At 45.2% G+C, this 12,684-nt stretch carries 10 protein-coding genes and 1 pseudogene; all 11 read right to left on the reverse strand.

Going from position 1 to position 12,684, the window contains the following annotated elements:
- A pseudogene (locus RDQ32_RS09320) lies at positions 1-217 on the reverse strand (elongation factor P); the annotation flags it as partial.
- A gap of 180 nt (positions 218-397) precedes the next feature.
- The gene (locus tag RDQ32_RS09325) at positions 398-1,216 is read right to left on the reverse strand and encodes a TPM domain-containing protein (protein ID WP_308580179.1); all 819 of its coding nucleotides are present in this window, start codon (positions 1,214-1,216) and stop codon (positions 398-400) included.
- Positions 1,216-2,580 (reverse strand): zinc ribbon domain-containing protein, encoded by a 1,365-nt coding sequence (locus tag RDQ32_RS09330; protein ID WP_308580180.1) that lies wholly within the window; start codon positions 2,578-2,580, stop codon positions 1,216-1,218. The genes RDQ32_RS09325 and RDQ32_RS09330 overlap by 1 nt, the downstream gene beginning before the upstream one ends.
- A gap of 57 nt (positions 2,581-2,637) precedes the next feature.
- A complete protein-coding gene (locus RDQ32_RS09335) occupies positions 2,638-3,924 on the reverse strand; it encodes an adenylosuccinate synthase (protein WP_308580181.1) in 1,287 nt (428 codons plus the stop codon).
- Positions 3,925-3,998: 74 nt separating this feature from the next.
- Complete coding sequence (locus RDQ32_RS09340) at positions 3,999-4,181, reverse strand: hypothetical protein (RefSeq protein WP_040648282.1); 183 nt, start codon at positions 4,179-4,181, stop codon at positions 3,999-4,001.
- A 61-nt stretch (positions 4,182-4,242) separates the two neighbouring features.
- A complete protein-coding gene (purB, locus tag RDQ32_RS09345; protein ID WP_308580182.1) occupies positions 4,243-5,676 on the reverse strand; it encodes an adenylosuccinate lyase in 1,434 nt (477 codons plus the stop codon).
- Between the two features lie 14 nt (positions 5,677-5,690).
- The gene (gene dapB / locus RDQ32_RS09350; protein ID WP_308580183.1) at positions 5,691-6,446 is read right to left on the reverse strand and encodes a 4-hydroxy-tetrahydrodipicolinate reductase; all 756 of its coding nucleotides are present in this window, start codon (positions 6,444-6,446) and stop codon (positions 5,691-5,693) included.
- A gap of 153 nt (positions 6,447-6,599) precedes the next feature.
- Positions 6,600-7,487 (reverse strand): 4-hydroxy-tetrahydrodipicolinate synthase, encoded by an 888-nt coding sequence (gene dapA / locus RDQ32_RS09355; RefSeq protein WP_308580184.1) that lies wholly within the window; start codon positions 7,485-7,487, stop codon positions 6,600-6,602.
- A gap of 21 nt (positions 7,488-7,508) precedes the next feature.
- Positions 7,509-9,341, reverse strand: coding sequence for a translational GTPase TypA (gene typA / locus RDQ32_RS09360; RefSeq protein ID WP_308580185.1), 1,833 nt, complete (start codon positions 9,339-9,341; stop codon positions 7,509-7,511).
- Positions 9,342-9,414: 73 nt separating this feature from the next.
- Positions 9,415-10,044 carry a YigZ family protein gene (locus tag RDQ32_RS09365; protein WP_308580186.1) on the reverse strand — a complete coding sequence of 210 codons (630 nt, stop codon included), beginning with the start codon at positions 10,042-10,044 and terminating at the stop codon, positions 9,415-9,417.
- Positions 10,045-10,064: 20 nt separating this feature from the next.
- A complete protein-coding gene (locus tag RDQ32_RS09370) occupies positions 10,065-12,674 on the reverse strand; it encodes a transglycosylase domain-containing protein (protein WP_308580188.1) in 2,610 nt (869 codons plus the stop codon).
- Between the last annotated feature and the right edge of the window lie 10 nt (positions 12,675-12,684).

Below are 12,684 nucleotides of genomic sequence, written 5' to 3' on the forward strand. Positions count from 1 at the left end.
GATACTGCATATCTACTCGGTCGATTCTGGCTGCCGGGAATTTCTCGGTCGGACGGAAAGTCTTATCGGTAACACCGCCATTAATTACATTCTTTAACTTGGTACGGACAAATGCAGCACCCTTTCCCGGCTTAACGTGCTGGAACTCTATAATCTGTACTACCTGTCCATCCATTTCAATTGTTATACCATTTCTGAAATCACCTGCAGAAACCATAAATCCTCCTAAATCACTTTTCTTTGGGAAAAACTCCCCCTTCTCTTAGGCACTTGGCCATTAACTCGGGAACAATTCTAATATAAAACAAATAAACATGCAAGCTTTCCTTCCGGAAAATCCGGCGAAAAAATCGGAATTTTCATAGAAAATCAACGGAAATGTCCTATTCTCTTCCTTCTAAAAACGATGTCCCCCACCGCCGGAGGAATGGCCTCCTCCACCGCTGAAACCTCCACCGCTAAAGCCGCCACCGCCACTACTTCCCCCGGAGCTTCCGGAAGATCTGGGAACATAGAGCTTATTTTGTGAAATCAAATCCTTTCGTCGCTGAGCAATAATAAAGTCCGGAGCCATAGCCCCAAGGATAGCCCCCGCCGCAGCCGCTTCGTTTCTTTTTCCTGTAATAAGCCAAAGGAAATTCAGAAGTAAGGCCAAGGCAGCCGCAAGAAACAAATTGCTGATCCAGCGCATAGGCGTCTCCACAAAGCGCCCCTCCATCTTGGCATTCATCTGCCGGAAAGCCATAGTGGCAGTTTTTCCGAAATCCCCATTAGATGCGTAACGGTAAATATTGTCTGTAATGCTGTCTGCCACATGATTATTGATGGTCTTGTATAAGCTTCCAGAACTTTGAATTCTGATTTCCCGATTATACATATCAATCAATAAGAGGCTGGCACTGCCGTTGGGAAAGGAATCCTCCAGCAAATCCTTGGCAGTGGACGCCGCAGAGTAGCCGCCCTCTCCGGAAACAAAGGCAATATTCCCATATTTTGTTAATGGGATCATCGCCTCCTTAACCTGCGTCTCCTCGGAAGAACTAAGTAAGTCACTTTCGTCCAAAAGATAGGCCTTGTAGCCGGAACTGCTATTCGTATAAACAGAAGCTTGTAACAACTCCTCACTGCTTAAGGCAAAGCTCTGAAAAGAAAGTGTCAGCAAAAAACTGAAAAATAGAAAAACAACAGCATATTTTTTCAATAATCCTCTATTCATCACTTCACCCCCTTTTTGTCAAAAAATTCCGGTATGGAACGGGTGGATAAAATATTGAACTTCTTAATCATTAAACACAGGGATAGAATCGACATAATCCCGCTTACCGCACTGGCCAGATAATAATATTCATCCTGTACCGGATGCCAAAGCATAATGCCTAAGGAAAAGAAAACGGAAATAAGAGCATATCCTGTTCCATTATGCCGAAGAAGCTTCGCCTTCTCTTCCTTGGACTTGTTTTTGTTTCCCGTAAGACTGTCTTCTCTCTTTTTGATTTTTGAAATCTGTCCCTGGGCCAGAACAATCAAGAGAGTGGACAAAACCATGGTGTACCAGGGAAGATTCTCCGCCTTGATTTGAAAAAATAAATTCAAAATCAGGAATATGGGAATGGCAATCATCATGGATGCGTTATGAAAACGGCTTTCGCTAATGGGAATATCACAGTAAACCTTACCGGTCTCTCCATTTACCACCGCATAGGCGATTCGATTGTCCTTTTTATAGCTCAAAAACCAAACCGGAAACATACCCCGCTCCACAGTTACGGATTTGGCACCGATTTTCGTCAAGGAGCGAATGCTTTCATTGTTTAACTGCATATCGCTTTCCTGAAAGCCCTGCCTTCCCAAGACGGAGGACCAAAGCTGTTGTTCCACCATATGAAGGGCTTTGGGCTCATATTGCTTGGCATCCGCATCCGCCACATCACTGTAAAAGCCTAAAAGGAAGTTCGGACTGAATTCCTTTAAATTCTTCTCGGTAAAGGGAGCAATACAGCCGGCAATTGTATCATCAAAGCGGGTGGAGGCATCATAGGGGATGTTGTTAAACTTTCCCTGTAGCTGTCCGGAAAGGGCATAACGTTCCTGATATTGATAGCTTCCGCTTCGATATTCCTTTAGTCCCTCCAATGCCAAGGGCTCATCCACCTCAAAGCTATAAAGCCAGTAGGGAAGATAATACCCCACAAACCTTTCCAGATACTCCGGATTTTCCAGTTCCTTATCATGGTAGATAGCGGAACGAACCTTGTCTTGATAACGCTTTTTACAATCCTCCTTGGTAAGCTGGAAGGGAATGATTTTCTGAGGCATCTCCGCCTGCTTCATTCGACTGGTGAACACCACAGAGGAACCGCAGTAGGCACAAAAGCCTGTACCGGAGAAATCCGTACTCTCTATCTCTGCCCCGCATTGGGGGCAGGTAAATACCTGGGTATCGTAGTACTCCTGTACCACTCCTTCAACGGTCTTATCCTTATCGTAGGGATTAAAAACGGAGTCGCATTGTTGACATTTCAGGCTTTGTGTTTTGATATCAAAGAGTAATTCTCCTGCACAATTCGGGCAACGGGCCATTTTTCCTCCTGTCTATTCCAATCTACTGTTTCTTAGGCTTTCGTAAGTTTTTTCTTTCTAAATCTTTGGTGTTCTCAGTAGAATCTCTTCTCTCTTTGGGCCATTGGAAACCATGGTAATGGGAACCTCCAACTCCTTCTCAATAAAGTCGATATAGTCTCTGCACTCCTGTGGGAGATCCTCATACTTACGAATTCCGCGGATATCCTGCTTCCAACCCTTCAATACGGTATATACCGGCTTAGCCTTTCTTAATAAGGGAGTTACCGGAAAATCACGAATTACTTCTCCATCGATTTCATAGCCGGTACAGATGGGAATTTCATCCAGATATCCCAGGGGATCCAAAACAGTTAAAGCTACCTGGGTTGCTCCCTGTAAAGCACAGCCATAGCGGGAAGCCACCGCATCATACCAGCCCACACGTCTGGGACGGCCTGTGGTTGCCCCGTACTCTCCCTTATCTCCGCCTCTCTTACGAAGCTCCTCTGCCGCTTCTCCGAAGAGCTCGCTGACAAACTCACCTGCTCCTACCGCAGAGGAATAGGCCTTGGTGACACAAACCACATCGGTAATGGCATAGGGCGGAATTCCTGTTCCTACAGCCGCATAGGAAGCCAGGGTATGGCTGGAGGTTACCATTGGGTAAATACCGTGATCCGGATCCTTCATGGTTCCCAGCTGTCCCTCCATTAAAATCTTCTTTCCTTCTTTAATGGCAGTTCTCAGGAATAAGGAAGTATCCTTTAAAAATGGCTTAATCTCTTCTCTTTGCTTCTTAAGCTCTACTAAAACTGTATTAAAATCCAAAGGCTCCTTGCCATAGAGATTGATAAACATAGCATTTTTGATTTCCAAAATCTTCTTTAGACGTTCCTCTAAAATATCATCAAAGTACAGCTCATTAAACTGTAAACCGATCTTGGCATATTTATCGGAGAAAAATGGAGCAATACCGGACTTTGTGGAACCGAAGCTATTCTTTCCTAAACGCTCCTCCTCATAAGTATCCTGCAACACATGGTGGGGAAGCATTACCTGGGCGCGGTCGGAAATGTAAATCTTGGGCTTAGGAACACCTGCCTCTTCCAAAGACTTCAGCTCTGCCAGGAATTTTCCGATATCCACGGCAACGCCATTTCCCAAAACGCAGGTTACATTGGGGTTAAACACTCCGCTGGGCAGAAGATGCAAAGAAAAACGTCCATAAGGATTGATGATGGTATGTCCCGCATTGGCTCCTCCCTGAAAACGAACTACAACGTCCGCAGATTCTGCCAAATAGTCTGTAATCTTCCCCTTACCTTCATCTCCCCAGTTTGCACCGACAATTGCTTGAACCATACTTGTTCCCCTTTCTTACATTTGAATTGTATAATGCAGTGCGATTGCACCCTCAAACAGTTAATCTCTAAAATCTAATCTTTTTTAATCAATCTTGTAATCCACTGATACACATAAAAAAGACTGGGAAGAATCATGACACAGAACAATAAGGCCAGCATATACTCCTTTTTTCCCCCGGTGAAAGCCAGAAACAATAAGGCTATTAGAGCAAGACAAAAAAGTATTAAAGTGAAAATGGCTATTCCTCTCTTCATATCTTTTCCTTCCTCAGTATACAAAATTTAAAAATATCGCACAAGATGCTTGTTTTAATTCTCAAAGCTTGATTTCTACTGAAAGATTCAAAAGCTCTTTATTCTTTTCCAGCAAAGGCGCGATATCTGTTGCAATGAAATCCTCCACCTGCTCCTTACAACGGCCGATGTATTTTTCCGGGATCAAAAGCTCCTCTAAGTCCGCTTTTTCCAATGGGAATTCCGGATCTTCCGCAATTCTTTGCAGTAAATCATTGTCCAGACCGTCTCTTTTCACTCTTAAACCGGCCTCCATGGAATAGCTTCTGATTTTTTCATGAAGCTCCTGCCGGTCTCCCCCTCTTTTTACACCGTCCATCAGAATGTTTTCCGTAGCCATAAAGGGAAGCTCTTCCCGAAGATGCTTTTCAATCATTTTAGGATAAACCACTAAAGCGGAGGCCACATTGTAATAGAGGTCCAAAAGTCCGTCTGTAGCCAGAAAAGCATGGGGTATAGAAAGTCTCTTATTAGCCGAATCGTCCAAGGTTCTTTCAAACCACTGGGTTGCGGCGGTAATGGGAGGATTCTGGCTCTCTGCCATTACAAAATTGGCAAGGCCGGCAATTCTTTCACAGCGCATGGGGTTTCTCTTATAGGCCATGGCACTGGAACCGATTTGCTTTTTCTCAAAGGGCTCCTCCACTTCCTTCAAATGCTGTAAAAGCCGAATATCATTGGAAAACTTATGGGCGGATTGAGCAATTCCGGAGAGAATCGCCAGAATCTTGGAATCAATTTTTCTGCTATAGGTTTGGCCGGATACGGGATAAACTCCGGGAAAATTCATTTTCCTTGCAATCTTTCTGTCCAGCTCTCTACATTTTTCATGATCTCCTTCGAAAAGCTCCAGGAAGGAGGCCTGGGTTCCGGTGGTACCCTTAGAACCTAAAAGCTTTAAGGAAGAAATGCATTCCTCCACATCCAGAAAATCCAGATACAAATCATGTAACCAAAGACTGGCTCTCTTCCCAAGAGTAACGGTCTGTGCCGCCTGAAAGTGTGTATAGCCAAGCATAGGCAGTCCTCTATACTCCATGGCAAAGTCCGCTAAGACCTTCATGCAGTTTAAAAGCTTTTTCCGAAGAAGCTTTAATCCCTCCCGCATGGTAATCAGATCCGTATTGTCTCCCACATAGCAGGAGGTGGCTCCCAGATGAATGATTCCCTTTGCCTTCTCACACTGTACGCCATAAGCATAGACATGGCTCATCACATCATGGCGAACCTCTTTCTCTCTAGCCATGGCTACATCGTAATTGATATCCTCTGCATGCTCCTTTAATTCCTGAATCTGCTCTTCAGTAATGGGGAGCCCCAGTTCTTTTTCACTTTCCGCCAGAGCAATCCACAGCTTTCTCCAGGTTTTAAATTTAAAATCGGAAGAAAAGATTTCCTGCATCTCTTTGGAAGCATAACGACCGGACAATGGGCTTTCGTAGCTTTGATGACTCATGATTCTCCCCCTTATTATTTCAAAACATCCGCCATACTATAGCTTCCCGGCTCCTGCTTTTCCAGGAAAAAGGCAGCGGTAATAGCTCCCTTTGCAAAGATTTTCCGACTATAGGCGGTATGATTTAAGCTAATGACCTCATCTTCACCGGCAAAAATTACTTCGTGGATTCCGGGAATGGTTCCTCCCCGAAGAGAAGACATACCGATTTCTCTCTTCTCTCTTGCTGTATCTCTTCCGGAACGGTCATAAACCTTTACCAGTGCTTCTCCGATACCCTCTTCCACAGCCTTTTCCAGCATCAATGCTGTTCCGCTGGGGGCATCCTTTTTTCTACGATGATGCGCTTCCATAATTTCGATATCAAAGTCATTTTCATAAAGCTTTTTCGCGGCAATCCGTAAGAGCTCCTGTAAAAGATTAATGCCCAAAGACATATTACCGGAACGAAGAATGGGAATCTGTTTGGAAGCCTCCTGAAGCTTCTTTTCCTGTGCTTCATTTAAACCTGTGGTGCAAAGCACAAGAGGCTTTTTTTTCTCCACTGCAAAATCCAGAAGAGCATCCACAGCCTCTTTTACGGAGAAATCAATAATACAGTCAAAATCTTCTTTCACTTCCGCTCCGCTTCCGTAAACCGGAAATCCGGGGTGCTTCAAATCCGTATGGGAATCCAGACCGGCTACAATCTCCATTCCCTCCGTCTTCTTTGCTACCTCCTGCACATTTTGTCCCATCACGCCCTTCGCACCATGTAATAATACCCTCATCTTGTTCCTCCTTCAGCTCCGGAAAACCACTCTACTTTTTCTTATTTATTCTATTTCATTTTTCCGCAGAAAAAAAGAGGGGCGGAAAAGAAGAAAATAAGAAACAGTTTATCCTGCATTTATTTTCTTTTCTTCACAGCCCCCTCTTCTCTATTAGGATAAAATCCCGTAGCGGCGCATTTCTTCTTTTAATACCTCTTGATGTGCTTCTTCCATCTCTGTCAGCGGAAGACGCATTCCTCCCACAGACTTCCCTTGTAAATTCATTCCTGCCTTTACCGGAATGGGGTTCACTTCCATAAAGAGGCTATGAATCAAAGGAAGCGCTCTCTTCTGCTCTTCCCAAGCCCCCTTCACATCTCCGGCAAACCACTTCTTGCAAATATCCGCTGTCTGTCTCGGTGCCACATTGGACAACACGGAAATAACGCCGGAACCTCCGATGGAAAGTAAGGGAACAATGATTCCATCCTCTCCTGAATAGAGTAAGAAATCTTCATCCACTAAACGCATCAGCTCTGCAGTGCCTCCTACATCTCCGGTAGCTTCCTTTACGCCTACAATATTTTTTACTTTATAGTAAAGATCTGCCATGGTCTTCGGCTCAATCTTCATACCGGTTCTGCCCGGCACATTGTACAGAATACAGGGAATGGAAACCGCATCCGCAATAGCCTTGTAGTGGGTATATAAGCCCTTCTGGGTTGCCTTATTATAATAAGGTGTCACCAAAAGCAGTCCGTCAGCTCCGGCCTTCTCCGCTCTTCGAGAAAGGTCAATAGCGGTAGCGGTACAGTTGGAGCCTGTTCCCGCAATAACGGGAATACGGTGATTTACCACCTTCACAGTATGAGCAACCACTTCAATATGCTCATCCTCCGTGAGGGTTGCCGCCTCTCCCGTGGTTCCTACTGCTACAATGGCATCCGTGCCTTCTGCAATTTGCTCCTCCAAAATCTCCGTCAGCTTCTCATAATTTACGCTGCCATCCTCATGAAAGGGGGTAATCAAAGCAACGCCAGCTCCTTTAAATAATGCCATAGTCTCACTCAACCTTTCTTATTATTTTCTGTTAAATCCGGCTCTCTTTCTAGCGGTAGGATCCAGAATCTTCTTACGAATACGAAGATTTTCCGGAGTAACCTCCAAAAGCTCGTCCGTATCGATAAAGTCAATACACTGCTCCAAGGACATAATCTTCTTCGGTACCAGCTTCAATGCCTCATCAGAGCTGGATGTTCTGGTATTGCTTAAATGCTTGGTCTTACAAACATTTAACTCGATATCCTCCGACTTGGGACTCTGTCCGATGACCATTCCGCTGTAAACCTTCTCTCCCGGACCGATAAAGAGGGTTCCACGGTTCTGTGCCTGGAATAAGCCGTAGGTAACCGCCTCTCCCTGCTCAAAGGCAATAAGGGATCCCTGATGACGATAGTTTAAGTCTCCCCTATATTCTCCATAGCCTTCAAACTCCGTATTCAAAATACCGTTTCCCTTGGTGTCGGTAAGGAACTCTCCTCTATAACCGATTAATCCTCTGGAAGGAATCTCAAACTCCAAACGGGTATAGCCGGAAGCTAAAGGACTCATGCCGTTTAAAGTACCCTTTCTCTGGGTAAGCTTCTGGATTACAGAGCCGGTAGCATCCTCAGGCACATCGATATAAGCAATCTCCATAGGCTCCAGCTTTACGCCCTGCTCATTTTCCTTATAAATAACCTCTGCCTTGGATACCGCAAACTCAAATCCCTCTCTTCGCATGGTCTCAACCAATACGGAAAGGTGCAGCTCTCCACGGCCGGAAACCTTAAAGCAATCTGCGGATTCCGTCTCCTCTACTCTTAAGGAAACGTCCGTATTTAATTCTCTGAAAAGACGGTCACGGATATGTCTGGAGGTAACAAACTTTCCTTCCGTTCCTGCCAATGGAGAATCATTTACCATGAAATCCATGGAAATGGTCGGCTCGGAAATCTTCTGGAAGGGCAATGGCTCCGGATTCTTCTCCGTACAAATGGTATCACCCACATGCAGGTCTTCAATACCGGATACTGCAACGATATCTCCAAAGGAGGCCTCCTCCACATCCACTCTCTTTAAGCCGTCAAAGGCATAGAGCTTGGTGATACGTACCTTTTTTCTCTTGTCCGGATTATGGTGGTTCACAACCAAAGCTTCCTGATTCACCTTAATCTTACCGTTCTCCACCTTACCGATTCCGATTCTTCCTACGAATTCGTTGTAGTCAATGGTAGAAACCAGGAACTGGGTTTCCGCATCCGGATCTCCCTTAGGGGCCGGAATAAAGTCCACAATGGTGTCAAAGAGAGGCTTCATATCCACGTCCGGATCTTCCAGCTTTAGCTTTGCATAACCGTTCTTGGAGGAAGCAAAAAGGAAGGGACAATCCAGCTGTTCATCGGAAGCATTTAAGTCCAGCATCAATTCCAAAACCTCATCCACCACATCATTGGGGCGGGCCTGAGGCTTATCAATCTTATTCACAACTACAAGAACAGGAAGACGAAGATCCAAGGCTCTTTGTAAAACGAATCTGGTCTGGGGCATGGGACCTTCAAAGGCATCCACCAATAAAATAGCGCCATCCACCATTTTCAAAATACGCTCTACCTCACCGCCGAAATCTGCGTGTCCCGGAGTATCTACAATATTAATCTTGGTATCTCCGTAGCTTACAGCGGTGTTTTTTGCCAGAATCGTAATGCCTCGTTCCCTCTCGATGGGGTTGGAATCCATCACTCTTACTCCAACCTCCTGGTTGTCACGGAATACACCGGACTGCTTTAAAAGCTCATCCACCAGAGTTGTCTTACCGTGGTCAACGTGGGCAATAATGGCAACATTACGTACATCTTCTCTATTCTTTAACATTTACTTCTCTTTCCCCTTAAAGAAACTTAAAAAGTCTCTTTAAATGATTCATTTTTATCTACAGTTCATTAACTTAGGAAGTATACCACCGGCTATTTTTGATTGCAAGGAAAACCACCTCTTGTCCATACTCCCCAATGTGCTTTTCCAAGGACAGATACTGCTCCTCTTCCATTTGTAGGAGAAGCTCCACCCTATCCGTATAGTTTTTCTCCAAAATCCGAATTCCCATTTCCTGGAAATCATATTCCAGTCTTCCCAGTAGTGTGTAGGGAATACTCAGCCGGATTTCTTTTCCCTCTTTTCGTTCCAAAAGCTGCGCTTCCGACAGCACCTGCTCCACCGCATCTCCATAGGCTCTGGATAAGCCTCCAGTCCCCAGCAGGGTTCCTCCGAAGATACGACTTACCACACAGAGAACATTTTTCAGCTCTTTACGTTCCAACCTTTGCAGTATGGGAGCTCCTGCAGTTTTCGCCGGCTCTCCGTCATCACTTTGCTTTTTCTGCTCCTGAAAAAAGCCTTCCCGCTCTTCCAGGAAAATATAAGCATAGCAGTGATGTCTTGCCTCAGGATAAGCCTTTTTACATTCCTGTAAATAAAGCGTAACATCCTCAAGACTTTGAAGCGGAAATAAAGAAGCATAAAATTTTGATTTTTTCACTTCCAGCATGGAGGTAAAACGATCTTGAATAAATTTCATGCTTCTTTTCCTTTCTCTTATTAATCTTCTCGCTTCTGCTTTTCTTCCTTGGGCTTATCTTCCTTTGTCTTTTTCTTGGAGGAGGGACCCTGTTCGGAAATAATCACCTCATCTCCGGAAGGTTCATCCTCATCCGCCGTCTTTTCCTTTACCTTATAACGGAAATAACGATCGTCCGTATCCAAATCCCGTAAATCCTCAGGCACCAGCATGGCTCCCCAGGAGGTATGGTAGGTACATTTGTCTGTGGGAACAGTACCCTTGGCAAAGAGCTCCGTAATCACCGCACTGCCGCGATAATCCGCAAAGCAACCGGAAATGGGAAGCTTACCGGATTTTCTGCAAACCTGCTCCTCCACAATATCCTCCGGTCTCTGGAAGCCCGGATCCGTCTTTCCTTCATGGATTCTAGTCATAATTTTCCGCCAGATATCCTTGTGGAAGCCGGTACCGCCATTGTATTCTCCGGAATTACTGTCCTTTAATACCTGATTATCATCGCAGCCTGCCCAGATTCCGCCTACATAATAGGGCGTAAAACCGATAAACCAGATATCCCTGTTGTTACTGGTGGTTCCGGACTTTCCCGCCTGACTCATACCGTCAAAATGGGCTCTGGTGGAAGTAGAGCTTACCCGGACACTGGAAGAAAAGGCCCGGTTGCTTTCCATGGACTCCCGCATAGCATCCGTTAAGAGATAGGCTGTGCTGGACTTCATCACCTGCTCCGGCTCATCCTCTGTGGTATCAATAATCACATTTCCATTTTGGTCTTCAATCTTGGAGAAGAACTTAGCCTTCTGAAACCGTCCCTTATTGGCAATCACAGAGAAGGCTTGCGTCATTTCCAGATTGGAAACGCCTCTGGTCAGACCTCCCAGGGCCAAGGCGGGATTGGCATCCTCCGGCACAAGGGAGGTGATGCCCAGGGATTCCGCATAGCGAAATCCATTTTCCACCTTTACCGTATCCATAAGGCAACGAACCGCTACGATATTCAGGGAATAAACGATACCGTCTCTAATGCTCTGAAAGCCCAGATAGCCACCGGAATACCAGTTTTTAAAGGTTTTCTTTCCAACAGTATACTCGGAATCGTAGTAGGTAGATGCCAATGTAGCACCGTATAAATCGATGGCAGGGGCAAAGGAGGAAAGAATCTTAAAGGTGGAACCGGGCTGTCTAAGCACATTAGAAGCTCTATTCAGTGTCTTACTCTGCTTCTTTTCTCCCCGACCTCCCGTTAAAGCCAGAACCTCACCGGTGGAGGGATCCATTAAGACAAAGGATGCCTGAGGCTGCAAAACATAGTCAATGCTTTCTCCCAGAATCTTATCCGAATCCACTACAACCTTGTTCTTAAATTCCTCAACCCGCTTATTAGCCTGATCCTTGGAGCTGAATAGGCCGTTAAAATCCAGTCCTCTACCTTCTTTTAAGTATTTCTCCAAGTCTTTTTCGCCATAGTTGACGATACTGCCGTCCTCATGCTGGATGGTTAATCGCCAGGTAATGGAATATTTCGCCGTATCATAGTTGTCCGGATTGTTGATTTCCTCATCCACAACGGCCTGTAAATCCGGATCCTGGTTGGCATAAATCCGTAAGCCTCCGGAATAGAGCAGCTTTGTAGCATCTTCCTTACTGTAATTCAGCCGCTCCATAAGGCTGTCCACCACCTGCTCCGTCAGCTCATCGGTATAATAGGAATAGGGCTTGTCGTCTCCCTGGCTCACGGAATTCACATTCTGGATTCTTTCATAAACCGGATCCTGCAAAGCCTCCTGGTAGCGGGCATCATCAATGTAGCCCTGCTTTAACATATTTTTTAAAACCTGGGCTCTTCGAATGGCATTTTTATCCGGATGGGTAATGGGATTCAAGCCGGAAGGATTCTTGGTAATCGCCGCAATAACCGTACATTCCGAAAGGTTAAGCTCCGTAACCTCTTTATTGAAATATCTTCTTGCGGCAACCTTTACCCCTAAGGTATTGGCTCCCAGATTAATAGTATTCAAATACTCCGTCAGAATACTCTTCTTCACTTCCTTCTTGCTTAAATTGCTCTGATCCTCCAGCTCCAAAGCCAGATACTGCTCCTGAAACTTTCGAACATAACGCTCAAACTTTCCCTCATGCAAGCCTCCACCGAAAACATTGTTTTTCAGAAGCTGCTGGGTAATGGTAGAGCCTCCGCCGGCAGAACTGTCATCGGAAACCACACCCTTGATAGCACGCATAATGGAGCGAAAATCAATACCGTTATGGCTCCAAAAGCGCTCATCTTCTATGGCCACAAAGGCATTAATCAAATCCTTGGGAAGCTCCTCATAGCTTACTCTTTCTCGATTGGATCCCTCCGTAACCAGAGTGGACATAAGATTTCCTTTTTTATCGTAAATCTTGGTAGCATACTCTGTAGGACCCACATGGATTTTATGGATATCCGGTGCCGAATCCAGAATCCCCCGGAACAGGCCGTAGGAAAAGGAGGCTCCCAGAAAAAGACTTGCCAGCAAGAGAAAGAGGCATAGACTCTTAATAATCCCCGTGAGTCTATGCCAAATACGAGCTCTCTTGCTCTTCATTTCATCTATGCGATTCTCTATATTATACCGTGTAAAATTCATATTCTTCCCT

Origin of the sequence: uncultured Oribacterium sp. (assembly GCF_902481605.1) — a bacterium.
In the GTDB taxonomy this organism is placed as follows: domain Bacteria; phylum Bacillota; class Clostridia; order Lachnospirales; family Lachnospiraceae; genus Oribacterium; species Oribacterium sinus.

Bases quoted from the DNA above. Each gene is read 5' to 3' on its own strand.
- RDQ32_RS09325 (WP_308580179.1), bottom strand. From the start codon at position 1,216: ATGAATAGAGGATTATTGAAAAAATATGCTGTTGTTTTTCTATTTTTC.
- RDQ32_RS09330 (WP_308580180.1), bottom strand. From the start codon at position 2,580: ATGGCCCGTTGCCCGAATTGTGCAGGAGAATTACTCTTTGATATCAAA.
- RDQ32_RS09335 (WP_308580181.1), bottom strand. From the start codon at position 3,924: ATGGTTCAAGCAATTGTCGGTGCAAACTGGGGAGATGAAGGTAAGGGG.
- RDQ32_RS09340 (WP_040648282.1), bottom strand. From the start codon at position 4,181: ATGAAGAGAGGAATAGCCATTTTCACTTTAATACTTTTTTGTCTTGCT.
- purB (WP_308580182.1), bottom strand. From the start codon at position 5,676: ATGAGTCATCAAAGCTACGAAAGCCCATTGTCCGGTCGTTATGCTTCC.
- dapB (WP_308580183.1), bottom strand. From the start codon at position 6,446: ATGAGGGTATTATTACATGGTGCGAAGGGCGTGATGGGACAAAATGTG.
- dapA (WP_308580184.1), bottom strand. From the start codon at position 7,487: ATGGCATTATTTAAAGGAGCTGGCGTTGCTTTGATTACCCCCTTTCAT.
- typA (WP_308580185.1), bottom strand. From the start codon at position 9,341: ATGTTAAAGAATAGAGAAGATGTACGTAATGTTGCCATTATTGCCCAC.
- RDQ32_RS09365 (WP_308580186.1), bottom strand. From the start codon at position 10,044: ATGAAATTTATTCAAGATCGTTTTACCTCCATGCTGGAAGTGAAAAAA.
- RDQ32_RS09370 (WP_308580188.1), bottom strand. From the start codon at position 12,674: ATGAATTTTACACGGTATAATATAGAGAATCGCATAGATGAAATGAAG.